The sequence below is a fragment of the Pseudomonas fluorescens genome (assembly GCF_902498195.1).
Classification (GTDB): domain Bacteria; phylum Pseudomonadota; class Gammaproteobacteria; order Pseudomonadales; family Pseudomonadaceae; genus Aquipseudomonas; species Aquipseudomonas fluorescens_BU.
In genome coordinates, this window is the sequence record NZ_CABVIY010000005.1 from 469,281 (window position 1) to 494,305 (window position 25,025).

A 25,025-nucleotide genomic window follows, 5' to 3' on the forward strand; every position below is an offset into this window, starting at 1 on the left:
GAAAATCGCGCTGCGCCTGCAACCTTGGGGTGCGCAAAATGCCCGGTCATGCCCGACATTTTAGGAACAGGCCCCTGATGGCGCCAGCCCTCTGGTTATGGCTCATGGCTCAAAGGCCGTGGTGATTTTCGACGAGCGGCTGTTCAACCGCTCGATGCGTCATTGGGGAATCCCCCGATATGGTTGCGCATTCGAGGAATTACAAGTCTGTTTCGATCAGAGACCGCGATTGGCCTGCCTGATCGCAGAAGATCAGTCGTTGCTGCTGCCACGGAACTTGAACAGATCCCGCCGCTGCTTTTTGCTCGGCTTGCCATCCGTGCTCACGCCCAGCGCGCCCGCCTTGCGCTCGGCTGCCGCATTTTCGCGTTTGGCGATGCTGGCTTCGGTCTCGGCGTACAGCGTCTGCGCTTCCGGGGCGCCTCGGCGCACGATCGACAGTGCCTGGACCACTACCGTACGCTCTTCGAAACCGGTGCGAATCACGAACTCATCGCCGATGCGTGGCTCCTTGCCCGGCTTGCAACGCTCACCCCGGCAATGCACCTTGCCGCTTTCAATCGCCGCCTTGGCCAAGGCACGGGTTTTGTAAAAACGCGCGGCCCACAACCATTTATCGAGACGGACTTTGTCGTCCTCTTCGTTTTTTTGTGCCATGGGATTTCCTCGTTCTGAAATATTGGTGAACTGTACTACCGTTCTGTCGTACCAAGAATTACGTCGTCCCGGATTACAATGCTGACATTCCATAACCTCCCCGTGGGGCTGGAAATCCGGGCCGTAGATATCTGTCGCCTTTTAACCATTATTCTGCGTGAATACCGCGAATTCGGCCGCCTGCGGCCACCGCGGTTTCTGCCGGTTGAGCAATTTTGAAAACATTTGACCATTTGACCGTTGTCGGTTTGCGCGAGTGGGTGGCGCTCCCGGATTTGGGAGTCGCCGGCCTTCGGGCAAAAATCGACACCGGGGCCAGCACCTCCAGCCTGCATGCCACCGACATCGAACCGTTCGATCGCGATGGCGAGCAATGGGTGCGCTTCACGGCGCACCTGGGCACCGTGGTGCAATTGCGTCACCGGCGCTGCGAAGCACCACTGGTAACAATGAAAACCATTAAAAGCTCCAACGGTCACGCGCAAGTGCGATACGTGATCAGTACGACCCTGGCCCTCGGTGATCGGGTCTGGCGGGTCGAGTTCACGCTCGCCTGCCGCAAATCCATGCGTTATCGCCTGCTACTCGGCTCCAAAGCCCTGATCGACGGCCAGTTGGTGGTCAATCCGGGCATTAAATATGTACAAGACAAGCCGGTGTTCCCGGTATCTACCTCCTCCACAGGTGTTGCATGAAGATCGCTGTGCTGTCGCGGAACCCGCGTCTGTATTCCACCCGCCGCCTGGTTGAAGCCGGTACCGAACGCGGCCATGAAATGGTGGTGGTCGATACCCTGCGCGCCTACATGAACATCGCCAGCCACAAGCCGCAGATCCACTACCGCGGCAAACCGCTGGAGGGTTTTGACGCGGTGATTCCACGAATCGGTGCCTCGGTCACGTTTTATGGCTGCGCCGTGTTGCGCCAGTTCGAAATGATGGGTGTTTTCCCACTCAACGAATCGGTCGCCATCGCCCGCTCCCGGGACAAACTGCGTTCGCTGCAATTGCTGTCACGTCGCGGGATCGGCTTGCCGGTCACCGGGTTTGCCCACTCCCCGGACGACATTCCCGACCTGATCGAAATGGTCAACGGTGCGCCGCTGGTGATCAAGGTGCTGGAAGGCACCCAGGGTATCGGCGTGGTGCTGTGCGAAACCGCCACGGCGGCGGAGTCGGTGATCGAGGCATTCATGGGCCTCAAGCAGAACATCATGGTCCAGGAATACATCAAGGAGGCGGGCGGTGCCGACATTCGCTGCTTCGTGGTGGGCGACAAGGTGATTGCAGCAATGAAACGCCAGGCCAAACCCGGCGAATTCCGCTCCAACCTGCATCGCGGCGGCAGCGCCAGCCTGATCAAGATCACACCTGAAGAACGCATGACCGCGTTGCGCGCGGCGAAGGTCATGGGTCTGGCGGTGGCGGGTGTGGATATCCTGCGCTCCAATCACGGGCCGCTGGTGATGGAAGTGAACTCGTCGCCGGGACTTGAAGGCATTGAGACCACCACCGGCAAGAATGTCGCCGGGATCATCATTGAACATCTGGAGAAGAATGGCGGGCCGAACATGACGCGGACCAAGGGTAAGGGTTAACCCCCAGCCCTTGCGGCGGCAAGGAGGCCGCTTTCGCGAGCAAAAAGCCCGCTCCCACATTTGAGCGAGTCGTAAGTGAGGTCAAATGTGGGAGCGGGCTTGCTCGCGAAGAGCGCCTCACCGAAGATTTCCGGTCCTAAACCGCATCCCGCGGCAGCATCAACCCCAACGGCAAGCGCACCCGCGCTTCCAGCCCGCCACCCTCTCGATTGCGCAGCTCAACATTGCCGCCATGCATCGAGGCGATTCGCTTCACGATTGCCAGCCCCAAGCCCGTGCCCTTCCCACCCCGGGCACGATCGCCACGGGTGAACGGGTTGAAGATCGCTTCCAGCTCCGACGGATCGATCCCGGCGCCACGGTCCATGACGCTCAGCACAACGTACGGCGCACTGGTATCCCCGGACACATACGCCGCCACCTCGACCCCGCTACCGGCGTGATGCAGGGCATTGCCGATCAGGTTGTTCAGCAGCCGCTTCATCGATACCCGACGCAACGGAAACGGCTGGATCGGCTCCAGGCGCAAACGGACTTTCTCTTCGTTCTGGTTGTACGGCGCGGCGACTTCCCGGACCAGATCGCTCAGGTCCACCTCCTCCACCGACTCATCGCGACCGTCGCGGATGAACGCCAGGAACTGGTCGAGAATCGCATCCATGTCTTCGATGTCGCGGACCATGTCATCCGTCAGGTCGTTGCGATCCCCCATCAGCTCCAGGGACAACCGCAAGCGGGTCAGTGGTGTTCGCAAGTCGTGGGAAACCCCGGCCAGCATCAGCTCTCGCTCGCGACCGGCCTGCTCGACATCCTCGGCCATCTGGTTGAAGGCGCGATACACCTCGGTCATTTCACTCGGCGTGTCGCTGATCGGCAGACGCACGCTACGGCCCTGGCCAAGTTGCCGCGCAGCGTAGACCAGACGTTTCAGGGGTTGGTTGAGCTGGCTGACAAAGATCCATGCCGAGGCCGTGGACAGCAAGCCAATGGCCAGGAACCAGCCCAGCACATTCCAGATTTTCTGACCGCGCAGCGGATGCGGATACAGCGGGACTTTCAGCCAGCCGTCACCCAGGCTGGGCGCCCGGACCCACAGGGCCGGTGGCGAGTGCATGCGCAATCGAACCTCGGTGTCGGCACCCAGTTCAGCCTGCATCTGGCGCTGATAGATTTCGCTGTAGGGCCAATGCTGTTCGCCTTCCGGCACGCCGGTGCCCACCACCCGGATCAGGGTTGCGGCTTCGGCAATCTTGTCGCGGTTATTTTCATCGGCGGCCCAATAGGCACGTAGCGTCAAGGCGACGCCGTGACTGTATTGGCGATCCACCAGCACGTCTTCGTTCATCAACAGATAAACCAGGGTCAGCGCCTTGGAAAACAGGACGACGATCAGCACCAGCCAAAGGGTGCGGGAGAAGAAACTCTGGGGGAACCAAACCGGGGTTTTCATGGATAAACGCTACACACTTGCAGGAACGAGCGATGCTCGCATATTGCGGGTCGCGAGTCTGCGGGCAAGGTCATTTGACCTGTCGCCCGCACGACCCGTACCTACAATCCGCCAATCACTTGGTGGCGGCACCATCCGGAACGAACACATAACCCACGCCCCAGACCGTCTGGATGTAGCGCGGCTTGGACGGATCAGGCTCGATCATCCGGCGCAGGCGGGAAATCTGTACGTCGATGGAACGCTCCAGGGCATCCCATTCGCGGCCACGGGCCAGGTTCATCAGTTTGTCGCGGGTCAGCGGCTGACGGGCGTTCATCACCAGGGCCTTGAGTACCGCGAACTCACCGGTGGTGAGCATGTGCACTTCTTCGCCACGCTTGAGCTCACGGGTGGCCAGTGACAACTCGTAGTCACCGAAGGTCACGCTTTCGTCTTCGCTGCCCGGTGCGCCCGGCACGGGAGCCGACTGGCGGCGCAGGACGGCTTTGACGCGCGCCATCAGCTCATCCGGGTTGAATGGCTTGGCCAGGTAATCGTCAGCGCCCAGTTCAAGGCCCTTGATGCGGCTCAACTCGTCGCCCTTGGCGGTCAGCATGATGATGGGAATCTGATTGTTCGCGCCGCGCAGACGGCGGCAGGCGGTCAAGCCGTCTTCGCCGGGCAGCATCAGGTCGAGGACGACCAGGTTGAACACTTCACGCGCCAGCAGGCGGTCCATTTGTTCCGTGTTCGGTACGGCGCGGGCGCGGTAGCCCTTGCTGACAAAAAAACGCTCCAGCAGGCTGCTGAGGCCCGGATCGTCGTCAACAATAAGAATTTTTTCGCCTTCAGCAATGTTTGCAGTGCTGCTCATTGGATGCTCCTTTTAGCTCGGCGCGCATTATGGCGTAGCTGCCGTTATACGCACCGTGTGCATTGTTAGCAGATTTTTCCTTTATCGCCAGAAAACCGCTCCTTGCACCCGCCGCTCGTGATGCCCCCAATGACGGAACGCTGGTTATAATGCCCGGCCTTTTGTGTCAGGCAACGTCTGATCGTTACACCGGGTGGCCGCTTTTTATTTTCATGGCGCCGGCAGTAATTGTTCGATTTCACGGGTCAACGGGATACCTTTTGATCCAGGTAGCGGCGCAGGCCAGGCCGCTCAACCAGACTCGCCGGGCCTTCATCCCTGCGCCTGCGAGCCTGCTTTCACAATTTGTCAGGTGGTTTTATGGACAGCATCAACAGCCGCATCGCCGAGGAACTCGGCGTACGCCCACAACAGGTCGAAGCGGCCGTCGCGCTACTCGATGAAGGCTCTACCGTTCCCTTCATCGCCCGTTACCGGAAAGAAGTGACCGGCAGCCTCGATGACACTCAACTGCGTCATCTGGAAGAGCGTCTGCGCTACCTGCGAGAACTCGACGAACGGCGCATCAGCATCCTGGCCAGCATCCAGGAGCAAGGCAAGCTGACCCCGCAGCTCGAACGCGACATCAAGCTCGCCGACACCAAGACCCGCCTCGAAGACTTGTACCTGCCGTACAAGCAGAAGCGCCGCACCAAGGGCCAGATCGCCCTGGAAGCCGGCCTCGGCGATCTGGCCGATGGCCTGTTCAACGACCCGACGCTGGCCCCGGATGTCGAAGCCGCGCGCTTTGTCGACGCCGAGAAAGGCGTCGCCGACGTGAAGGCGGCCCTCGAAGGCGCCAAGTACATCCTGATGGAACGCTTCGCCGAAGACGCCGGCCTGTTGGACAAGTTGCGCAACTACCTCAAGCAGGAAGCCACCCTCAGTGCCCGCGTGATCGCCGGCAAGGAAGAGGAAGGCGCCAAGTTCCGCGATTACTTCGAACACGACGAACCGCTCAAAAGCATGCCATCGCACCGCGCCCTGGCGATTTTCCGTGGCCGCAACGAAGGCATCCTCAGCTCCGCGCTGAAAGTCGGTGATGAACTGCCGGGCACCATGCACCCGTGCGAGGGCATGATCGGCCAGCAATTCGGCATCCAGAACCAGAACCGCGCCGCCGACAAATGGCTGGGCGAAGTGGTGCGCTGGACCTGGAAGGTCAAGCTCTACACCCACCTGGAAACCGACCTGCTGGGCGAGCTGCGCGACGGCGCGGAAACCGAAGCGATCAACGTCTTCGCCCACAACCTGCACGACCTGCTGCTGTCGGCTCCGGCCGGCCCGCGCGCCACCCTGGGCCTCGACCCGGGCCTGCGCACCGGTTGCAAGGTCGCCGTGGTCGACTCCACCGGCAAGCTGCTGGACCACGCCACGGTTTATCCGCATGTGCCGCACAACAAGTGGGACCAGACCCTGGCGATTCTCGCGGCCCTGTGCGCCAAGCATGCGGTGGACCTGATCGCCATCGGCAACGGCACCGCCAGCCGCGAGACCGACAAGCTGGCCGCCGAGCTGATCAAAAAATACCCAGCCATGAAAATGACCAAGGTCATGGTTTCCGAAGCCGGCGCATCGGTTTACTCGGCATCGGAACTGGCGTCGAAGGAGTTCCCAGACCTCGACGTGTCGATCCGTGGCGCGGTGTCGATTGCCCGTCGCCTGCAAGATCCGCTGGCCGAACTGGTGAAGATCGATCCGAAATCCATCGGTGTCGGCCAGTACCAGCACGACGTCTCGCAACTGAAACTGGCCCGTGGCCTGGACGCCGTGGTCGAGGACTGCGTGAACGCCGTTGGCGTGGACGTGAACACCGCGTCCGTGGCGCTGCTGGCACGCATCTCTGGCCTCAACGCGACTTTGGCGCAGAATATCGTCAGCCATCGCGACGAGCACGGCGCATTCAAGACCCGCGCGGCGTTGAAGAAAGTCGCTCGCCTGGGCGAGAAGACCTTTGAACAGGCCGCCGGCTTCCTGCGCGTCATGAACGGCGAAAACCCGTTGGACTCCTCTGCCGTGCACCCGGAAGCCTATCCGCTGGTGCAGCGCATTGCCGCCGAGACCGACCGTGACATTCGCTCGCTGATTGGTGACGCGGCGTTCCTCAAGCGCCTCGACCCGAAGAAGTACACCGACGAAACCTTCGGCCTGCCGACCGTCACCGACATCCTGCAAGAGCTGGAAAAGCCGGGTCGCGACCCACGTCCGGAGTTCAAGACCGCCGAGTTCCAGGAAGGCGTCGAAGACCTCAAGGACCTGGAATTGGGCATGATCCTCGAAGGCGTAGTGACCAACGTGACCAACTTCGGCGCGTTCGTCGACATCGGCGTGCATCAGGACGGTTTGGTGCACATCTCTGCACTTTCGGAGAAGTTCATCAAGGATCCACGGGAAGCGGTCAAGGCTGGCGACGTGGTGAAGGTCAAGGTCATGGAAGTCGACATTCCGCGTAAACGCGTGGGCCTGTCGATGCGCATGAGCGACACCCCCGGGGAAAAAATTGACGGTGCCCGTGGCGCGCGTCCGGGGTCGGCGCCTCGCCAATCCCAGAACACCGCACCGCGCAAGGAAACCACCGCCGCGGCGCCGACCAACAACGCCATGGCGTCGCTGTTCGCCAACGCCAAGCAGTTGAAGAAGCGCTGATGGAGATCCCTGCCGGGTACACCGAAAGCGCGTTTTTCAAGCTGCTGGGCTGCCGTTTGCACAGTCTGGAAACCGGGGTGGCGCAAGTCGCCCTGGTGCTGGAGCCGGAATTGCGCAATCGCAGTGGCAAGCTGCACGGCGGGGCCTTGTTCAGCCTGGTGGACATTGCCATGGGGCTGGCCTGCTCCAGCACCCACGGTTTCGAACAGAAGAGCGCGACCATAGAGTGCAAGATCAACTACATCCGCGCCGTCGACGACGGCGAGGTGATGTGCACGGCGCGGGTGATCCACCCGGGCCGCCGCACCCTGGTCGTCGAGGCCGACGTGCTGCAAGGCGACAAGCTGGTCGCAAAAGCACAAGGCACCTTCGCTGTCCTGTAGCTAGCCGTCATCGATTTGAGGTAATTTCGGCGCTGTGACCGCAGCGCCGGAGTTTCCTGTGGGAGCGGGCTTGCTCGCGAAGGCGGCGTGACAGACGACTCAATGTTGCCTGACACGCCCTCTTCGCGAGCAAGCCCGCTTCCACAGGGGATTACGACAATCAGTACCTGCGCGGTTCCAAACCAGGCGATAACGCCAGTTTTAACTTCACCCTTGTAGACCGTCTTGCCCACCCCCATATTGGGGCGACTGACGCGTGAAGGAATCCAACTTGAGCGAACTTCTCAACCGCCGCCTGGCCCTGCTTGGCGAGCGCGCTAACCTCTCTCTGCTCGAACAGTGCCTTCACGGCATCGAACGTGAATGCCTGCGCGTGACCGGCGAAGGTCGCCTGGCGCAAACGCCGCACCCGGAAGAATTGGGTTCCGCGCTGACCAACGAACAAATCACCACCGACTATTCCGAGTCGCTGCTGGAGTTCATCACCCCGGCCCTGCCCGACCCCGCCGATACGCTGGCGAGCCTGGACAGCATTCACCGCTTTGCCTACAGCAAGCTCGGCAACGAGTACCTGTGGAGCCCATCGATGCCGTGCCCGTTGCCGGCCGAGGAAGATATCCCGATCGCCTATTACGGCACGTCCAATATCGGCCAGCTCAAGTACGTCTACCGCAAGGGCCTGGCCCTGCGCTATGGCAAGACCATGCAGTGCATCGCCGGGATTCACTACAACTTTTCCCTGCCGGAAAAACTCTGGCCACTGCTCAAGGCGGCCGAAGGCTTTACCGGCACCGACCGCGACTTCCAGTCGTCGTCCTACATTGCCCTGATCCGCAACTTCCGCCGCTACAGCTGGCTGCTGATGTACCTGTTCGGCGCATCGCCGGCACTGGACGCCGGTTTCCTGCGCGGTCGCTCGCACCAGCTGGAACAACTGGACCCGGACACCCTTTACCTGCCGTACGCCACCAGCCTGCGCATGAGTGACCTGGGTTACCAGAGCAACGCCCAGGCCGGCCTGACGCCGTGCTACAACGATCTGGCCAGCTACACCGACAGCCTGCGCAAGGCAGTCGCCACGCCCTACGCCCCGTACGTCGAAGTCGGCACGCACAAGGACGGTGAGTGGGTTCAGCTCAACACCAACATCCTGCAGATCGAAAACGAGTACTACTCCAACATCCGCCCGAAACGCGTGACCTATTCCGGCGAGCGTCCGATCCAGGCCCTGATGGCCCGCGGCATCCAGTACGTCGAAGTGCGCTGCCTGGACATCAACCCGTTCCTGCCGATGGGCATCGATATCACCGAATCGCGTTTCCTCGACGCCTTCCTGCTGTTCTGCGCCCTGAACGACAGCCCGCTGCTGACCAACACCAGCTGCGGCAACGCCACGTCGAACTTCCTCAGCGTGGTCAAGGAAGGTCGACGCCCGGGCCTGCAACTGCAACGCGACGGCCAGCCGGTGGACCTGAAAGAGTGGGCCGGCCAATTGCTGGAAAACATCGCGCCACTGGCGGCACTGCTGGATCAGAGCCATGGCGGCGATGCTCACAGCAAGGCACTGGATGCACAGATGGCGAAGGTCAAGGATCCGTCCCTGACGCCATCGGCACAGGTGCTCGCGGCGATGGCCGAGCACAAGGAGAGCTTCGCCCAGTTCTCGCTGCGCCAGAGCCAGGCCCATGCGAAATATTTCCGCAGCGAGCCGCTGCCGGCCGAGCAACAAGCCAAATTCGAAGAACGCGCGCGTTCGTCGCTGGCGGAGCAGGTTGAGCTGGAGCAGAACGAAGTTGGCGATTTCGACGTATTCGTCGGATCGTATCAGGCCAGTATTTTGGCAATCAGCAACTGACCCTCAACCGCAGATTCCTTGTGGGAGCGGGCTTGCTCGCGAAAGCGGCGTGTCAGTCGACGTCAATGTTGACTGACATGCCGCTTTCGCGAGCAAGCCCGCTCCCACAGGGGCAATCCTCCAATTGCGCTCTAAAATCTTCCGCACATAAGCTAATTCGAAAAAGTTATTTATTTTCGAATTCTTAGATCATTTAGTCTCCATTTACGCCGACTCTCGGTCGCCTGATATGGAGCTTCCCGATGAAACTGAATGTCCCCCTTCGCCTCCTGGCGGCCGCAACCCTGGCTGCGGCGAGTTTCCTTGCCCAGGCGGCTGACGTGACCGTCGCCTACCAGACCACCGTGGACCCGGCGAAAGTCGCCCAGGCCGACGGCGCTTACGAGAAAGCCACCAAGGCCGACATCAGCTGGCGCAAATTCGATAACGGCGCCGACATCATTGCCGCCATCGCTTCGGGCGACGTGCAGATCGGCTACCTCGGTTCGAGCCCACTGACCGCTGCCATCACCCGTAAAGTGCCGGTGGAAACCTTCCTCATCGCCACCCAGATCGGCGCCGCCGAAGCCCTGGTGGCTCGCGACGGTTCCGGGATCAAGACACCGCAGGACCTGATCGGCAAGAAAATCGCCGTGCCGTTCGTTTCCACCGGCCACTACAGCCTGCTGGCCGCGTTGAAGCACTGGAACATCGACCCGTCGAAAGTCACCGTACTCAACCTCGCACCACCGGCCATCATTGCCGCCTGGAAACGCGGTGACATCGACGCCACCTACGTATGGGACCCGGCGCTCGGTGTCGCCAAGGAAAACGGCAAAGTGCTGATCACTTCCGGCGAGCTGGCCAAGTTTGGCGCGCCGACCTTCGATGCCTGGATCGTGCGTAAAGACTTCGCCGAGAAACACCCGGAAATCGTCACCGCCTTCGCCAAAGTGACCCTGGATGCCTACGCCGATTACCGCAAGGACCCGAAAGCCTGGCTGGCCAACCCATCCAACGTCGACAAGCTGGTGAAACTGTCCGGTGCCAAGGCCGCCGACATTCCGCTGCTGCTGCAAGGCAACGTCTACCCGCTGGCCGTTGACCAAGTGACCAGCCTCGGCGCCCCGACCACCAAAGCCATCACCGACACCGCCGTGTTCCTCAAGGAACAAGGCAAGGTCGAAGCCGTGCTGCCGGACTACGCACCGTACGTCAGCGCCAAGTTCATCACCAACTGATCGGAGTCAACCGCGATGGCCTTGCTACAGCTGGAGCGCATCAGCGCACAGTACCCCGGCAGCCCTGCACCTGTGCTGGCGGATATATCCCTGAGCCTGGGGCCCCAGCAGTTGCTGGTGGCCCTCGGCCCGTCCGGCAGTGGCAAGACTTCGCTGTTGAACCTGATTGCCGGTTTCGTCGAACCCAGCGCCGGGCGCATCACCCTCGATGGCGTGCCGGTCAAAGGGCCGAGCGCCGAGCGTGGCGTGGTGTTCCAGGACGACGCCCTGCTGCCCTGGCAGGACGTGCTGGCCAACGTTGGCTTCGGCCTGGAACTGGCGGGCATTGCCCGGGACAAACGTGAAGTTCGCGCCCGGGAAATGCTTGCCCTGGTAGACCTTTCCGGTTTCGAGAATCGCCGGATCTGGCAACTGTCCGGTGGCCAGAAACAGCGTGTCGGCCTGGCCCGTGCGCTCGCCGCCGATCCGCGCGTATTGCTGATGGACGAGCCTTTCGGCGCCCTCGACGCCTTCACTCGCGAACAGATGCAAGAGCTGCTGCTGCAAGTCTGGCGGCGCACCGCCAAACCGGTGTTCCTGATTACCCACGATATTGAAGAAGCGGTGTTCCTCGCCACCGACCTGATTTTGCTGGCACCCAATCCCGGACAAATCGTCGAGCGCCTGAACCTGGATTTCGGCCAGCGTTACGCCGCCGGTGAGTCGGCACGCTCGATCAAGTCCGACCCTCGTTTTATCGAAACCCGCGAACACGTACTCGCCCGAGTGTTCTCCCAACGCAGCAGCGCCCAGCGGCAGGAGATCGCATGAGCAGTTATGAAATTCCGGCCGTTGCGGTCAAACCAGGTTCGACGGTCATTCCGGCTCGGCGCAGCCTGAGCACGCGCTGGATCAGCGTGCTGACGCTGGTCGTCCTGGTCGCCATCTGGTGGGCCGTCACCGCCACCGGCATGATCGAGCCGCTGTTCCTGCCGCCACCGTCCGCCGTGCTGCAAAAAGGCTGGCTGCTGGTGACCACGGGCTACATGGATTCGACCCTATGGCAGCACCTTGGCGCCAGCCTCGGCCGCATCGGCCTGGGCCTGGGTTTTGCGGTGCTGACCGCCGTGCCAGTGGGCATCGCCATTGGTGCCAATCGCATTGCCCGTGGCGTTCTGGACCCGCTGATCGAGTTCTACCGCCCAATTCCACCACTGGCCTACCTGCCGCTGATCGTGATCTGGTGCGGCATCGGCGAGCTGTCGAAAGTCCTGCTGATCTACCTGGCGATTTTCGCCCCGATCGCCATCGCGACCGCCACTGGCGTTCGCACGGTCGACCCGGCCAAGTTGCGCGCCGCGCAGTCGTTGGGCGCCACTCGCTCGCAGTTGATTCGCCATGTGATTCTGCCGAGCGCCTTGCCGGACATTTTGACCGGCGTGCGCATTGGCCTCGGTGTGGGCTGGTCGACACTGGTCGCCGCCGAGCTGATCGCCGCCACCAGCGGCCTGGGCTTCATGGTGCAGTCGGCCGCGCAGTTCCTGGTCACCGATGTGGTGGTGCTGGGGATTCTGGTGATCGCGCTGATCGCCTTCGCGATGGAAATGGGCCTGCGCGCCCTGCAACGCAAACTGGTGCCGTGGCACGGCCAGGCCCACTGACTTTTCTTTCCTGTGGGAGCGGGCTTGCTCGCGAACGCGGCGTTTCAGTGACATTTATGCAACCTGACACAACGCTTTCGCGAGCAAGCCCGCTCCCACAAAAAAGCATCTGCGAGTTAAAGAGAAAGACCATGAGTAATCTGACCATCGTCCCCCTAAGCTCGGCCCTCGGCGCGCAAATCAGCGGCGTCGACATCAGCCAGCCGCTGAACCTGGAACAACGCGACGCCATCGAGCAGGCGTTGCTCAAGCATCAAGTGCTGTTCTTCCGCGACCAGCCGATCACTCCGCAGCAACAGGCACGCTTCGCCACCAATTTCGGTGACCTGCACATCCACCCAATCTACCCGAACGTTCCGGAACAACCGGAGGTGCTGATCCTCGACACCGCCGTCACCGACGTGCGCGATAACGCGATCTGGCACACCGACGTGACGTTCCTGCCGACCCCGGCCATGGGCGCCGTGCTCAGCGCCAAGCTGCTGCCGGAGTTTGGCGGCGATACGTTGTGGGCCAGCGGTATCGCCGCCTATGAGGCATTGTCGGCGCCGATGAAAACGCTGCTCGAAGGGCTGACCGCCACCCATGATTTCACCCGCTCGTTTCCGCTGGAGCGCTACGGCAACACGCCGGAGGCACTGGCCCAGTGGGAAGAGACACGACGCAAGAATCCGCCACTGTCGCACCCGGTGATCCGCACACACCCGGTGAGCGGACGCCGCTCGTTGTTCGTCAACGAAGGCTTTACCTCGAAGATCAATGAACTGTCGGACACCGAGAGCGAGGCGATCCTGAAATTCCTGTTCGCCCACACCACCCGGCCGGAATTCACCATTCGCTGGCGCTGGCAGCAAGACGATATCGCCTTCTGGGACAACCGCGTGACCCAGCATTACGCGGTAGACGATTACCGGCCGGCGCGACGTGTGATGCAGCGGGCGACGGTGTTGGGGGATGTGCCGTTTTTTCGCTGATCAGTCAGTGTTGTACTGACTCTGATGGCCTCTTCGCGAGCAAGCCCGCTCCCACAGTTGACCGCGTTCTTCTGAAATGTGGGAGCGGGCTTGCTCGCGAAGAGGCCGGAACTGGCACCAGAAAATCTGGCGCCAATCACCTACTCAGCCGTCGAAGGCTTCTCCCACAGGTTGATCCCGCCCTCCTGGGCAAACCGGTCAATCTCCGCCAGTTCTTCCGCGCTAAAGCTCAGATTCTTCAACGCCCCGACGTTCTCGATGATCTGCTCCGGCCGGCTCGCGCCAATCAGTGCCGAGGTCACCCGTGGATCGCGCAGGGTCCAGGCCAGCGCCAGTTGCGCCAGGCTCTGGCCGCGACGCCGGGCGATCTCGTTCAACGCCCGCACGTGGGCGATGTTGGCCTCGGACAGGTGCGAGGACAGCAGCGAACCACCCCCCGGACGATTGACCCGTGCATCCGCCGGCACCCCATTGAGGTACTTGTCGGTCAGCAAACCCTGGGCCAGCGGCGTAAAGGCAATCACGCCAGTGCCGAGTTCATCGGTGGTGTCCAGCAGGTCTTTCTCCACCCAGCGATTGAGCAGGTTGTAAGCCGGCTGATGAATCAACAACGGCACTTTCCACTCCTTGAGCAGCGCCGCCATCTCGCGTGTTTTCACTCCGGAATAAGACGAGATACCGATGTACAACGCCTTGCCCTGCTGCACCGCCGTGGCCAGGGCGCTGGCGGTTTCTTCCAGCGGAGTATCCGGGTCGAAACGGTGCGAGTAGAAAATATCGACGTAGTCCAGGCCCAGGCGTTGCAGGCTCTGGTCGAGGCTGGCCAGCACGTACTTGCGCGAACCGCCGCCCTGGCCGTAAGGCCCGGGCCACATGTCCCAGCCGGCCTTGCTGGAGATGATCAGCTCATCGCGGTACTGCTTGAAGTCTTCACGCAGTAACCGGCCGAAGTTGGTCTCGGCACTGCCGTACGGCGGGCCGTAGTTGTTGGCCAGGTCGAAATGGTTGATGCCCAGATCGAACGCCGTGCGCAACAGCGCCCGCTGGGTGTCGATCGGCGTGCTGTCGCCGAAGTTGTGCCACAGGCCCAGGGACAGTGCCGGCAGCACCAATCCACTGCGGCCCACGCGGCGGTAAGGGATGGCGTCGTAACGGTTTTCGGCAGCGGTGTAAGTCATCGAATCCTCTCTTGTCTGTCTTGAATCTGGTCTCGACTGCTTTGCCAGTCGCCCAGCATACGCCCAGACAAACGCCAAAAAACCCCGGACTCGACTAATTGCTGAAACGTTTCACACATTTCATCTTCGACGATGTGACAAATGCAAGGATCGCAGCCTTCGGCAGCGCCTACAGGGCTGCGATCTTTTGATCTTTACCTTGCCTGCGCAAACACCTCCCCCAACCAATCCACAAACACCCGGACCCGTGGCGACAGGTGTCGATTGTGCGGGTACAGCACTGAGACCGGCATCGGTGGCGGCGGCGTGTCGGTGAGGATTTCCTTGATCAGCCCCTGGGCGATGTGCGTTTCCATCCGGTAGTGCGGGCACTGGATCAGTCCCAGGCCGGCGATGGCGGAGGCGGCGTAGATTTCTGCGCCGAACACCGAAACGGCGCCTTCAATCGCCACTTCCTTGAGCTTGCCTTCGACCATGAATTCAAATGGAAACTGCTTGGCCGTGGTGCGCGAGACGTAATTCACGGCGCGATGGTTTTTCAGCTCGTCGAGACTTTGCGGCTCGCCGTATTGACGCAGGTAAGCAGGGCTCGCGCAGGTGATCTGGCGCAGGCTGGCGACGCGTTTGCCGATCAGTGCGGAGTCGCTCAGGGTGCCGGCGCGCAACACGCAGTCGACGCCTTCCGAGATCAGGTCTACCAGCCGGTCGGCCTCGCTGATGGACAGTTCAATGTCGGGGTAGCGCGCCATGAATTGCGGCAGCGCGGGAATCACGAATTGCCGGGCCAGGGTGCCATGCAAGTCCACTCGCAACCGCCCTTTCGGCGCGACGCTGCGAAACGCCAGCTCCGCTTCTTCCAGCTCTGCGAGCAGTTGCACACAGCGTTGGTAGTAAGCCTCGCCATCCAGTGTCGGGCGCACCTTGCGTGTGCTGCGCTCCAGCAATCGCGTGCCGAGCCAGGCCTCGAATTGATTCAACGTGTGGGTCAACGTCGCGCGCGGCAGGTTCAGGTCATTCGCCGCCAGGGTGAAGCTGCTGCGCTCGTAGATCCGCACGAACACTTTCATCGCTTTGACCTGATCCACGGCGGGCTCCTCGATTGTTGGCGATTTTTGAACAGTCAAGGCAACTCTGGTGCATTTATCGGCCTGAGTAAACATGTGAGATTGGCTTCACACCCCATCAACAGGAACCAGCACCATGCCCTCTCAACCATCGAAAGTTGCCATCGTGACCGGCGCCTCCCGCGGCATCGGCGCGGTCATTGCCAGACAACTGGCCAGCGAGGGTTTTGCCGTCGCCATCAACTACGCCAACAGCGCCAGCGAGGCCTCGAAACTCGTGGTGGAGCTGCGCCAGGCCGGCCATCAAGCTCTGGCGATCAAGGCGGACGTGGCCAATGCCGAGGATGTCCGGCGGATGTTCGACGAAGCTGAAACACAGCTGGGCAAAGTCGATGTACTGGTCAACAACGCCGGCATCCTCAAGGTCATGCCGCTGGCGCAACACAGCGACGAGCTGTTCGAGCAGACCTTCAACATTCATGCTCGCGGCACCTTCAACACCCTGCGTGAAGCGGCCACGCGCCTGAATGCGGGCGGGCGGATCATCAACTTTTCCAGCAGCACCGTCGGTTTGAATTTGCCGGGTTACGCGGTGTACATCGCCAGCAAGGCGGCGGTGGAATCCTTGACCCAGGTGTTTTCCAAGGAAATGCGCGGGCGCAATATCACGGTCAATGCGGTGGCGCCCGGGCCGGTGGCGACCGAGCTGTTTTTGCATGGCAAGAGCGAGGAACAGATCCAGGGTTTCGCCAGGATGGCGCCGCTGGAGCGGTTGGGGCAACCGGAAGACATCGCCCGGGTCGTGTCGTTTTTGGCCGGGCCGGATTCGGATTGGGTCAATGGGCAGATTTTGCGGGTCAATGGCGGGTTGGTCTGACTATGCTCTATCTGAGACCGAGGCGACCTCTTCGCGAGCAAGCCCGCTCCCACACCGTGACGCGGTGTTAATGTGGGAGCGGGCTTGCTCGCGAAGACGGCCGACCCGTCAATGCAAATCCGTCAGGCAAACCTCCATGCACACCACCATCATCATCACCTTCGGCCTGATCCTCCTCGCCCTGATGCTCTACATCGGTGAGAAAATCGGCTTCACCCGCCCCATCCTGGCCTACAGCTTTATCGTGCTGTGGCTGGCGCTGACGATGATCAATGGCGCGGTCGGCATGGTGCACGCCGGCCAGCCATTGAGCACGGAACTGGCGGTGGGCAGCGCCGTGTTCGGTGTCCCGGTGGCGGCGCTGGTGTTGTTCATGGTGCTGACCGCCGAGACCTGAAGCCGCCCCTCAACGCACCAGATGCAAGAACTGCATGTGCCGCTCGTACTGATCAAGAATGTCGTTGATCACCTGCTCCTTGCTGTAACCCACCAGGTCGTAGTCCTGACTGCCCTCGCTCAAATGCACTTCGGCCCGGTAATAGCGGCGGTTGTTGAGTTCCTTGGAGCCCATGCCGCCACGGGCGAACGACGGCGTGAAATAACCGCGCATCTGCACCTGGTAGATGAACGGATGCTGGTCACCGTGGCCGATCTCCAGGCTGACGCAGTCATTGACCGGCTCGGGGTGCGTGATGACATGCAGACCTTTCTCGATGAACACCGCCGACACTTCTTCGATGGCCGGGCGTACCGTCGAATCGAGGAAGCGATACACCTCGTCCCGCGAGGGAAAATGCACGGCCTGGCTCAGGCGCTGGCGCCAGCCGCCCCGCCGCGCGCCGGACACCGGCGCCAACGAATGCATCTGCGCGATCTTCTTTTGCGACTCCAGATAGAACGCCTTGTGCAGGCCCCACATCATCAACAGCAAGATCAGCGAGAACGGCAGCGAGGTCAGCACCACCGCCGACTTCAACGCATCGATGCTGCCAGAGAACAGCAGCGCGCTGGTCACCAGCGCGGTCATCGCACCCCAGAACACCCGCAGCCATTTCGGCCCGTCTTCATCGGGACCACCGCCCTTGGCGGACAGCGTCGACAGCACCACGGTGCCGGAATCGGCGGAGGTGACAAAGAACACGAAGCTGATGAACACCGTGACCGCAATGACGGTTTTGCTCCACGGGTAGGTTTCCAGCAACAGGTACAGGGTCATCGACGGGTTGTCGATGGCCGACAGGCCCAGCGCCGACATGCCGTGGTTGAGCACCTGGTCGATGGCGCTGTTGCCGAAGATCGACATCCACGCCAGGGTAAAACCGAGGGGAATCAACAGCACGCCGAAAACGAACTCACGGATGGTGCGGCCACGGGAAATCCGCGCGATGAACAGCCCCACGAACGGCGACCAGGCAATCCACCAGGCCCAGTAGAACACCGTCCAGCCGCCCAGCCAGTCGCTGGGTTTGTCGTAGGCGTACAGGTCGAAACTCTTCATCGGCAAGGCGCCGAGGTAATCGCCAACGTTCTGGATCAAGGTGTTGAGCAAGTGCTGCGTAGGCCCGGCGAACAACACGAACAACAGCAGCGCGCAGGCCAGCAGCATGTTGATATCGGACATCACCCGCACGCCCTTGTCGACGCCGGACACCGCGACGATGATCGCCGCACCCATCATCAGCGTGATCAGGCCGACCTGAATCCACTGGGTGTGAGCGATGCCGAACAGGTAATCCAGACCCGAGTTGAGGTGCAACACGCCAAAACCCATGTCGGCACCGAGGCCGAACACCGTGGCGATGATCCCGAAGCCGTCCACCGCATAACCGATGGGGCCGTTGATGCGCTTGCCGATCAGCGGGTACAGCGCCGAACGCAGGGCCAGCGGCAGGTTGTGCCGGTAAGCGAAGTAAGCCAGCGCCATGCCGACGAAGGCGAACACGCCCCAGCCGTGCAGGCCCCAGTGCAGGAACAGAATCTGCATTGCCTGGCGCGCCGCATCCGCCGTGCCCGCCTCGCCTTGTGGCGGTTGCAACATGTGGGTCAAGGGTTCGGACACACAGAAGAAAAACAGCGTGATGCTGATCCCGGCGGCGAACAGCATGCCGGCCCAGGACAGGTAACTGAATTCGGGCTCGTCGTGGTCGGCACCGAGTTTGATCTTGCCGTAGCCCGATAACGCGGTGACCACCACGAAGACCAGATACAGGGTCATCGCCAGCATGTAGTACCAGCCAACCGTGTTGGCCGCCCAGTTTTGCGCTGCCAGCAGCCAGGCACCGGCCTGTTCGGGCATGACCATGACCACGACGCCGAACAACAGGATGAAACTCGCGGCGAACCAGAACACCGGGGGGTTCATGCGGACCTGGCCGCTGGAAGGAAGGGACGATGCACTCATCAACGGTGCACCTCGAAGCAGTGAAACGTGGCTGTAGAAATCGGACTCAGCAAAGGCAAGCCTCCTGTTGTGAGCGGGCGGCGAACCACCGGTTTAACTTGAATGAACGTTCAAGTTAAACATGGATAGGGTGCTAAGGACTAATCGCAGGGCTGGGCGGTCATGTTCGAACAGTAGGAGCTGCCGAGTGAAACGAGGCTGCGATCTTTTGATTTTGTCTTTGTAAAAGCAAGATCAAAAGATCGCAGCCTCGTTTCACTCGGCAGCTCCTACAGGGGAGGAACGGTGTTTATCCGGGGTTACTTCTGCGTCCCGTCATCATGCTGCAGATTCGCCTGGGTCAGGTTGCTGCCCGCCGGTACGCTGCGGGTCAGCCAGACATTGCCACCAATGGTCGATCCCTTGCCGATGGTGATTCGCCCCAGAATCGTCGCACCGGCATAAATCACCACGTCGTCCTCGACAATCGGGTGCCGTGGCTGGCCCTTCTGCAACTGACCGTCTTCATCCGCCGGGAAACGCTTGGCGCCCAGGGTCACGGCCTGATAAATCCGTACCCGCTCGCCAATGATCGCCGTCTCGCCAATCACCACGCCGGTCCCGTGGTCGATGAAGAAACTGCGACCGATCTGCGCACCGGGGTGAATGTCGATACCCGTGGCCGAATGGGCGATTTCCGCGCTGATCCGCGCCAGCAACGGCAGCCCGGCGCGATACAAATGGTGCGCCAGCCGATGGTGAATCACCGCCAGAATGCCCGGGTAGCACAACAGCACCTCATCGACGCTGCGCGCCGCCGGGTCGCCGTGGTAGGCCGCCAGCACGTCGGTGTCCAGCAGACTGCGCAAACCCGGCAGGGCGAGGGCAAAGTCCTGAATGATCTGGATGGTCCTGGCCTCGACCTCGTTGTCGGCCTGGGCACTGTGGCGTGCGGCGTAGCGCAATTCGAGTCGTGCCTGGGCCAGCAACGCATTGAGCGCCACATCGAGGGTGTGGCCGACGTAGAAGTCTTCGCTTTCCTCGCGCAGGTCAACCGGCCCCAAACGCATCGGGAACAGCGCACCACAGAGCGCCTCGAGAATCTCCGCCATGGCCGCCCGTGACGGCAACTCGCGGCCGCCCTGCTCGGTGCTGGCGCGGCCGTTTTGCGCACGCCACTGATCACGTGCGGTGCGCAGCTGGCTGACGATGGTCTGCAATTGCCAATGGCTGGAACGCTCACTCACGGTAAAAACTCCTCACGGGCGACCGGACTGTCTGGCCGCACTGACGGCGATTACTTTACGGCAAGGTCCACGGGCCAAATTAAGAACCAATTGTGCTGTGGTAAGCACCATTGGCTATAAGCGATTGACGGTTGCCCAGACATTTAGGCGTGCCTATAGTCCTGAGATCATTCACCGCCAGTACGGACTCATGATCAAACAACAGCTTGCCCGCTTTAACCGTCTCGACCTGCTCACTCAGCCCACCGCCCTGGAAAAACTCGAACGCCTGTCGACCTGGCTGGGCCGCGATGTCTACGTCAAACGCGATGATCTGACGCCGCTGGCCCTGGGCGGCAACAAGCTGCGCAAACTCGAATACCTGGCCGCCGACGCCTTGGCCCAGGGCGCCGACACCCTGATCACCGCCGGCGCGCTGCAATCGAACCACGTGCGCCAGACCGCTGCCATTGCCGCCAAGCTGGGCCTGGGCTGTGTCGCCCTGCTGGAAAACCCCCTGGGCACCGACGACGCCAACTATGTCGGCAACGGCAATCGGTTGTTGCTGGACCTGTTCGATGCCAAGGTCGAGCTGGTGGAGAATCTCGACAATGCCGACGAACAACTGCAGGCACTGGCGTCTCGCCTGCGCAGCAATGGCAAGAAACCCTATCTGGTGCCCATCGGCGGCTCCAACGCACTGGGCGCCCTGGGTTATGTGCGTGCGGGCCTGGAACTGGCCGAGCAGATCAAGGACACCGGGCTGAATTTCGCCGCCGTCGTCCTGGCCTCGGGCAGCGCCGGCACCCACAGCGGCCTGGCACTGGCATTGAATGAAGCCCTGCCGAATCTGCCCGTGATCGGTGTCACCGTGTCGCGCAGCGAGGAAGACCAGCGGCCGAAGGTACAAGGCCTGGCCGAGCGCACCGCCGAGTTGCTGGGCGTGACGTTGCCGACGAGTTTCAAGGTCGAGTTGTGGGACGAATATTTCGCGCCGCGCTACGGCGAGCCGAATGCCGGGACCCTGGCCGCGGTGAAACTGCTGGCGAGCCAGGAAGGCCTGCTGCTCGATCCGGTGTACACCGGCAAGGCCATGGCCGGGTTGCTGGACGGCATCGGCCGCCAGCGTTTCGACGAGGGTCCGATCATCTTCCTGCACACCGGTGGGGCGCCGGCGTTGTTTGCCTACAAGGATTTTCTGTAACCGAGCCGAAGATCAAAAGATCGCAGCCTTCGGCAGCTCCTACAGTAAGAACGCCGACTCTTGTAGGAGCTGCCGCAGGCTGCGATCTTTTGCAAGACATCTCATATTCCCCAAAGGAATATCAAATTTAGAATTTATTATTTTCAAGTCTAAGAATGCCATCATATAGTCATGCCGCAGGCGAATTTCCCGAGAGACGCATACGCTGCTTTAAGGCAGGATAGCGCTGTCGTCCAATTCCCGATTTCGCCAACTTTTTTAAAAGCGTCTTCCATAAGAAAACACAGGGGCTTGTCATGAATTTTTCCGCACTACGTCGAAATCTGCTGGTGGGTTCGCTGGGCCTGGCACTGAGCGCTGGCCTGATGGGCCAGGCGGTTGCCGGTGAGCAGCTGCAAAAAATCAAAGATGCCGGCGTGATTAACGTTGGCCTGGAAGGCACTTACCCACCGTTCAGCTTCGTCGATGCCGACGGCAAGTTGTCCGGTTTCGAGGTCGAGTTCTCCGAAGCGCTGGCCAAAGAGTTGGGCGTGAAGGTCAAACTGCAACCGACCAAATGGGACGGCATCCTGGCGGCGCTGGAATCCAAGCGTCTGGACGCGGTGATCAATCAGGTGACCATCTCCGAAGAGCGCAAGAAGAAGTATGACTTCTCCGAGCCTTACACCGTTTCCGGGATTCAGGCGCTGGTCCTGACCAAGAACAAAGACACCATCAAGAGCGCTGATGATCTGGCCGGCAAGAAAGTCGGCGTGGGCCTGGGCACCAACTACGAGCAGTGGCTCAAGGACAATCAGCCTAAAGCCATCATCAAGACCTACGACGATGATCCGACCAAGTTCCAGGACCTGCGCAACGGCCGCATCGACGCCATTCTGATCGACCGCCTGGCCGCACTGGAATACGCCCAGAAGGCCAAGGACACCATCGCCGCCGGCGAAGCGTTCTCCCGTCAGGAAGCCGGTATTGCCCTGCGCAAAGGCGAGCCGGAACTGCTGGACGCTGTGAACAAGGCGATCGACAAACTGCGCGCCGATGGCACCCTGGCCAAACTCTCGCAGAAATACTTCAACGCCGACGTCACTAAATAATGGAAGCAGGTCTTCAACTCGCGCTGGACTCTGCGCCCTTCCTGCTGAAGGGCGCGTACTACACGGTGATCCTGAGCCTGGGCGGGATGTTCTTTGGCCTCATGCTGGGCTTCGGCCTGGCATTGATGCGCCTGTCGCGCTTCAAACTGGTGAGCTGGATCGCCCGCATCTACGTGTCGTTCTTTCGCGGCACGCCGTTGCTGGTGCAACTGTTCGTGATCTATTACGGCTTGCCGCAATTGGGCATGGAACTCGATCCGATTCCGGCGGCGATGATCGGCTTCTCGCTGAACATGGCCGCTTACGCCTGTGAAATCCTGCGTGCCGCGATCAGCTCGATTGAACGCGGACAGTGGGAAGCGGCTGCCAGCATCGGCATGACCCGTGCGCAAACCCTGCGCCGGGCCATCATTCCGCAAGCGATGCGCACTGCATTGCCGCCACTGGGCAACAGCTTCATTTCGCTGGTCAAGGACACCGCGCTGGCCGCCACCATCCAGGTGCCGGAGCTGTTCCGCCAGGCTCAACTGATCACCGCCCGCACCTTCGAAGTGTTCACCATGTATCTTGCCGCCGCGCTGATCTACTGGATTCTGGCCACGGTGCTCTCGCACCTGCAGAACAAGTTGGAAGAGCGGGTCAATCGGCACGACCAGGAGTCCTGACCCCATGATTGTCGTGGAAAAGCTGACAAAGCAGTTCAAGGGTCAAGTCGTGCTCAACGGCATCGATCTGCAAGTAAAGGAAGGTGAGGTCGTGGCGATCATCGGGCCCAGCGGTTCGGGCAAGACCACGTTCCTGCGATGCCTGAACTTCCTGGAAGAACCCACCAGCGGCCGGATCAAGGTCGGCGATATCGAAATCGATACCAGCCGCCCGCTGAACCAGCAGCAAAGCCTGGTGCGTCGTTTGCGCCAGCACGTGGGCTTCGTGTTCCAGAACTTCAACCTGTTCCCCCATCGCACTGCCCTGGAAAATGTCATCGAAGGCCCGATCATCGTAAAGAAGGTCCCCCGCGACGATGCCATTGCCCTGGCTAAAAAGCTGTTGGCCAAGGTCGGCCTGGCGGGCAAGGAAGACGCTTACCCGCGCCGTCTCTCGGGCGGCCAGCAACAGCGGGTGGCGATAGCCCGCGCGCTGGCAATGGAACCGGAAGTGATCCTGTTCGACGAACCGACCTCAGCCCTGGACCCGGAGCTGGTGGGCGAAGTGCTGGCGACGATTCGTGGCCTGGCCGAAGAAAACCGCACCATGGTCATCGTGACCCACGAAATGGCATTCGCCCGTGACGTGGCCAACCGTGTGGTGTTTTTCGACAAGGGCGTGATCGTCGAACAAGGCGAAGCCAAGGCGCTGTTTGCCAATCCGAAAGAAGAACGCACGAAACAGTTTCTCAGCAAGTTTCTAAATAACACACACAACTAACAAACCCATCGCAACAAAACATTAACTTCCACGGACGGAAGTTAACCTCTCTTCCAAAATGTTATTTGCGCACAACTAAACCGCACAAACAATAGCCGGCTTTTGTCAGCTCGCGCGTTACATATATATGCTTCACACATACCGCCATCCTTTCGCCATGCATATTGCGTCTAGCCAAAGCCCCCACGAACCCTGCACTCCGCACGAAAAACCTCAGTCTCCATAGTCAATTTCGACGCACTAATAGCGTTAATTAACTACGACACGTAGGAACTTTCTGAATAACCCCAGACTTTTGCACCAACTAACCAATCCTATTGACACTTATTCAAGCGCACTCTTATCTATTCTCCTGCCGCCTCCACTCATCACACCCAATCATTATTTCAACTCAAAGTAATGGCTGGCTTTGCTGTTCGAACTTCTTTTCTTCAGAAAAGGATTTCGCCGCAAGACTTCAAGGAGAAAATCCCATGACCTGCATTTCACACACACCGCCACTGGCGCCACCGACCCTGGAGCCATCCAGCAACGCCGGCATCAATATCCTCGCGGCCGCGAACTTGCTGGTCGACATAGGGCCGTACGCCGGCATGGATACCGGCGATCTGATCGAGTTGTTCTGGGACGACTGCTTCGTCGCCGCTCGCGTGCTGACCAAAGAGGATGTTGGCCATCCCGTCAGTCTGCGGGTACCGGAAAGTTTTATCGTCAGCGGCACATCGTTCGCGCATTACCGGGTGATGCAGGTCGGGTGCAACCCGGCGCTATCGGTCGCGACCAAGATGCACGTCAAACTCGATTGCCCAGGGGGGCAGCCCTCACCGCGTTTTGGTGACGAAAACCAGAATCTGGCGCCGGTGACACTTCCCACCACCATCCGTCGGCGCGGGGTCAATCCGCAACAGATCCAGCGCGGCGTCCCGCTGACTATCGAGCCTTACCTCAACATGGCCGAGGGCGACGAAATAACCCTGCGCTGGGGCGATGTGCGCATGGATCTGCCTCGGCTCAAGGCCTGTGATGTGGGGCAGCCGATTCAGGTCTGGGTTCCGACAGCAATCATTACCGAAGCCGGCGAAGATCTGCGGCTGGAGGTGACTTACTGCATCCTCGACCGGGTCGGGAACAACTCGCGCTGGGCGCCGGTACGGACGTTGAAAATCGCTAACCTGAAAGGCTCCATCTCCCTGTAGGAGCGATCTCTGCTCGCGATGGACTCAAATCCACCGCGCTTAACCAACAAATACGCGTAATCGTTGA

At 60.8% G+C, this 25,025-nt stretch carries 23 protein-coding genes; 16 read left to right on the top strand and 7 right to left on the bottom strand.

The genetic code is table 11. From position 1 onward, the window contains the following. Positions 1-252: 252 nt before the first annotated feature. Complete coding sequence (locus tag F8N66_RS20880) at positions 253-657, bottom strand: RNA-binding S4 domain-containing protein (RefSeq protein ID WP_150771982.1); 405 nt, start codon at positions 655-657, stop codon at positions 253-255. A 233-nt stretch (positions 658-890) separates the two neighbouring features. Between F8N66_RS20880 and F8N66_RS20885 the strand changes: the two genes are divergently transcribed. Further along, complete coding sequence (locus F8N66_RS20885) at positions 891-1,352, top strand: ATP-dependent zinc protease (RefSeq protein ID WP_191623034.1); 462 nt, start codon at positions 891-893, stop codon at positions 1,350-1,352. Continuing rightward, positions 1,349-2,254 carry a 30S ribosomal protein S6--L-glutamate ligase gene (rimK, locus tag F8N66_RS20890; RefSeq protein WP_007972871.1) on the top strand — a complete coding sequence of 302 codons (906 nt, stop codon included), beginning with the start codon at positions 1,349-1,351 and terminating at the stop codon, positions 2,252-2,254. The genes F8N66_RS20885 and rimK overlap by 4 nt, the downstream gene beginning before the upstream one ends. A gap of 136 nt (positions 2,255-2,390) precedes the next feature. Here rimK and F8N66_RS20895 read toward each other — a convergent pair whose 3' ends face one another. Further along, complete coding sequence (locus tag F8N66_RS20895; RefSeq protein ID WP_150771984.1) at positions 2,391-3,704, bottom strand: ATP-binding protein; 1,314 nt, start codon at positions 3,702-3,704, stop codon at positions 2,391-2,393. A 115-nt stretch (positions 3,705-3,819) separates the two neighbouring features. Next, the gene (gene ompR, locus F8N66_RS20900) at positions 3,820-4,560 is read right to left on the bottom strand and encodes a two-component system response regulator OmpR (RefSeq protein WP_020795794.1); all 741 of its coding nucleotides are present in this window, start codon (positions 4,558-4,560) and stop codon (positions 3,820-3,822) included. Positions 4,561-4,920: 360 nt separating this feature from the next. Here ompR and F8N66_RS20905 point away from each other — a divergent pair, with 360 nt between their 5' ends. The 7 genes from F8N66_RS20905 (at position 4,921) to tauD (ending at position 13,317) form a co-directional block, all read left to right on the top strand. Beyond that, positions 4,921-7,245 carry a Tex family protein gene (locus tag F8N66_RS20905; protein ID WP_150771985.1) on the top strand — a complete coding sequence of 775 codons (2,325 nt, stop codon included), beginning with the start codon at positions 4,921-4,923 and terminating at the stop codon, positions 7,243-7,245. After that, complete coding sequence (locus tag F8N66_RS20910) at positions 7,245-7,628, top strand: PaaI family thioesterase (protein WP_150771986.1); 384 nt, start codon at positions 7,245-7,247, stop codon at positions 7,626-7,628. The genes F8N66_RS20905 and F8N66_RS20910 overlap by 1 nt, the downstream gene beginning before the upstream one ends. Before the next feature lie 271 nt (positions 7,629-7,899). After that, positions 7,900-9,483, top strand: a complete 1,584-nt coding sequence (gshA, locus tag F8N66_RS20915) for a glutamate--cysteine ligase (RefSeq protein WP_150771987.1) — start codon at positions 7,900-7,902, stop codon at positions 9,481-9,483. Positions 9,484-9,725: 242 nt separating this feature from the next. After that, positions 9,726-10,703, top strand: a complete 978-nt coding sequence (gene tauA, locus F8N66_RS20920) for a taurine ABC transporter substrate-binding protein (RefSeq protein ID WP_150771988.1) — start codon at positions 9,726-9,728, stop codon at positions 10,701-10,703. Between the two features lie 15 nt (positions 10,704-10,718). Then, on the top strand, positions 10,719-11,513 hold the full coding sequence (gene tauB / locus F8N66_RS20925) for a taurine ABC transporter ATP-binding subunit (RefSeq protein ID WP_150771989.1): 795 nt from the start codon (positions 10,719-10,721) through the stop codon (positions 11,511-11,513). After that, positions 11,510-12,343 carry a taurine ABC transporter permease TauC gene (gene tauC, locus F8N66_RS20930; RefSeq protein WP_150771990.1) on the top strand — a complete coding sequence of 278 codons (834 nt, stop codon included), beginning with the start codon at positions 11,510-11,512 and terminating at the stop codon, positions 12,341-12,343. The genes tauB and tauC overlap by 4 nt, the downstream gene beginning before the upstream one ends. A gap of 131 nt (positions 12,344-12,474) precedes the next feature. After that, positions 12,475-13,317: a taurine dioxygenase gene (gene tauD, locus F8N66_RS20940; protein WP_150771992.1), complete on the top strand. Its 843-nt coding sequence runs from the start codon at positions 12,475-12,477 to the stop codon at positions 13,315-13,317. Positions 13,318-13,457: 140 nt separating this feature from the next. Here tauD and mgrA read toward each other — a convergent pair whose 3' ends face one another. Together mgrA and F8N66_RS20950 are read right to left on the bottom strand one after the other, a co-directional pair. Beyond that, positions 13,458-14,495, bottom strand: a complete 1,038-nt coding sequence (mgrA, locus tag F8N66_RS20945; RefSeq protein WP_150771993.1) for an L-glyceraldehyde 3-phosphate reductase — start codon at positions 14,493-14,495, stop codon at positions 13,458-13,460. Between the two features lie 194 nt (positions 14,496-14,689). Next, positions 14,690-15,580 carry a LysR family transcriptional regulator gene (locus F8N66_RS20950; protein ID WP_150771994.1) on the bottom strand — a complete coding sequence of 297 codons (891 nt, stop codon included), beginning with the start codon at positions 15,578-15,580 and terminating at the stop codon, positions 14,690-14,692. A 115-nt stretch (positions 15,581-15,695) separates the two neighbouring features. Between F8N66_RS20950 and F8N66_RS20955 the strand changes: the two genes are divergently transcribed. Both F8N66_RS20955 and F8N66_RS20960 read left to right on the top strand, forming a co-directional pair. Beyond that, complete coding sequence (locus F8N66_RS20955; protein WP_150771995.1) at positions 15,696-16,436, top strand: SDR family oxidoreductase; 741 nt, start codon at positions 15,696-15,698, stop codon at positions 16,434-16,436. Between the two features lie 136 nt (positions 16,437-16,572). Further along, positions 16,573-16,833 (top strand): hypothetical protein, encoded by a 261-nt coding sequence (locus F8N66_RS20960; protein WP_150771996.1) that lies wholly within the window; start codon positions 16,573-16,575, stop codon positions 16,831-16,833. Between the two features lie 9 nt (positions 16,834-16,842). Here the strand turns inward: F8N66_RS20960 and betT are convergent, their stop codons facing one another. After that, positions 16,843-18,798, bottom strand: a complete 1,956-nt coding sequence (gene betT, locus F8N66_RS20965; RefSeq protein ID WP_191623035.1) for a choline transporter BetT — start codon at positions 18,796-18,798, stop codon at positions 16,843-16,845. A gap of 338 nt (positions 18,799-19,136) precedes the next feature. Continuing rightward, positions 19,137-20,063, bottom strand: a complete 927-nt coding sequence (gene epsC / locus F8N66_RS20970; RefSeq protein ID WP_150771998.1) for a serine O-acetyltransferase EpsC — start codon at positions 20,061-20,063, stop codon at positions 19,137-19,139. 190 nt (positions 20,064-20,253) lie between these two features. Here epsC and F8N66_RS20975 point away from each other — a divergent pair, with 190 nt between their 5' ends. The 5 genes from F8N66_RS20975 to F8N66_RS20995 all read left to right on the top strand — a co-directional run bounded on the left by F8N66_RS20975 (position 20,254) and on the right by F8N66_RS20995 (position 24,958). Then, a complete protein-coding gene (locus tag F8N66_RS20975) occupies positions 20,254-21,246 on the top strand; it encodes a D-cysteine desulfhydrase (RefSeq protein ID WP_150771999.1) in 993 nt (330 codons plus the stop codon). A 296-nt stretch (positions 21,247-21,542) separates the two neighbouring features. Further along, positions 21,543-22,337 (top strand): cystine ABC transporter substrate-binding protein, encoded by a 795-nt coding sequence (gene tcyJ, locus F8N66_RS20980; protein WP_150772000.1) that lies wholly within the window; start codon positions 21,543-21,545, stop codon positions 22,335-22,337. Next, entirely contained in the window at positions 22,337-23,002 is a 666-nt protein-coding gene (gene tcyL / locus F8N66_RS20985; protein ID WP_150772001.1) for a cystine ABC transporter permease, read from the top strand. The genes tcyJ and tcyL overlap by 1 nt, the downstream gene beginning before the upstream one ends. A gap of 4 nt (positions 23,003-23,006) precedes the next feature. Then, complete coding sequence (gene tcyN / locus F8N66_RS20990) at positions 23,007-23,762, top strand: L-cystine ABC transporter ATP-binding protein TcyN (protein WP_150772002.1); 756 nt, start codon at positions 23,007-23,009, stop codon at positions 23,760-23,762. A 473-nt stretch (positions 23,763-24,235) separates the two neighbouring features. Further along, the gene (locus tag F8N66_RS20995; protein ID WP_150772003.1) at positions 24,236-24,958 is read left to right on the top strand and encodes a hypothetical protein; all 723 of its coding nucleotides are present in this window, start codon (positions 24,236-24,238) and stop codon (positions 24,956-24,958) included. The last annotated feature ends 67 nt before the right edge of the window (positions 24,959-25,025 follow it).

Coding starts and splice junctions, on each gene's coding strand:
- F8N66_RS20880 (WP_150771982.1), bottom strand. CDS start 657: ATGGCACAAAAAAACGAAGAGGACGACAAAGTCCGTCTCGATAAATGG.
- rimK (WP_007972871.1), top strand. CDS start 1,349: ATGAAGATCGCTGTGCTGTCGCGGAACCCGCGTCTGTATTCCACCCGC.
- F8N66_RS20895 (WP_150771984.1), bottom strand. CDS start 3,704: ATGAAAACCCCGGTTTGGTTCCCCCAGAGTTTCTTCTCCCGCACCCTT.
- ompR (WP_020795794.1), bottom strand. CDS start 4,560: ATGAGCAGCACTGCAAACATTGCTGAAGGCGAAAAAATTCTTATTGTT.
- F8N66_RS20905 (WP_150771985.1), top strand. CDS start 4,921: ATGGACAGCATCAACAGCCGCATCGCCGAGGAACTCGGCGTACGCCCA.
- F8N66_RS20910 (WP_150771986.1), top strand. CDS start 7,245: ATGGAGATCCCTGCCGGGTACACCGAAAGCGCGTTTTTCAAGCTGCTG.
- tauA (WP_150771988.1), top strand. CDS start 9,726: ATGAAACTGAATGTCCCCCTTCGCCTCCTGGCGGCCGCAACCCTGGCT.
- tauB (WP_150771989.1), top strand. CDS start 10,719: ATGGCCTTGCTACAGCTGGAGCGCATCAGCGCACAGTACCCCGGCAGC.
- tauC (WP_150771990.1), top strand. CDS start 11,510: ATGAGCAGTTATGAAATTCCGGCCGTTGCGGTCAAACCAGGTTCGACG.
- tauD (WP_150771992.1), top strand. CDS start 12,475: ATGAGTAATCTGACCATCGTCCCCCTAAGCTCGGCCCTCGGCGCGCAA.
- mgrA (WP_150771993.1), bottom strand. CDS start 14,495: ATGACTTACACCGCTGCCGAAAACCGTTACGACGCCATCCCTTACCGC.
- F8N66_RS20955 (WP_150771995.1), top strand. CDS start 15,696: ATGCCCTCTCAACCATCGAAAGTTGCCATCGTGACCGGCGCCTCCCGC.
- F8N66_RS20960 (WP_150771996.1), top strand. CDS start 16,573: ATGCACACCACCATCATCATCACCTTCGGCCTGATCCTCCTCGCCCTG.
- betT (WP_191623035.1), bottom strand. CDS start 18,798: ATGAACCCCCCGGTGTTCTGGTTCGCCGCGAGTTTCATCCTGTTGTTC.
- F8N66_RS20975 (WP_150771999.1), top strand. CDS start 20,254: ATGATCAAACAACAGCTTGCCCGCTTTAACCGTCTCGACCTGCTCACT.
- tcyJ (WP_150772000.1), top strand. CDS start 21,543: ATGAATTTTTCCGCACTACGTCGAAATCTGCTGGTGGGTTCGCTGGGC.
- tcyL (WP_150772001.1), top strand. CDS start 22,337: ATGGAAGCAGGTCTTCAACTCGCGCTGGACTCTGCGCCCTTCCTGCTG.
- tcyN (WP_150772002.1), top strand. CDS start 23,007: ATGATTGTCGTGGAAAAGCTGACAAAGCAGTTCAAGGGTCAAGTCGTG.
- F8N66_RS20995 (WP_150772003.1), top strand. CDS start 24,236: ATGACCTGCATTTCACACACACCGCCACTGGCGCCACCGACCCTGGAG.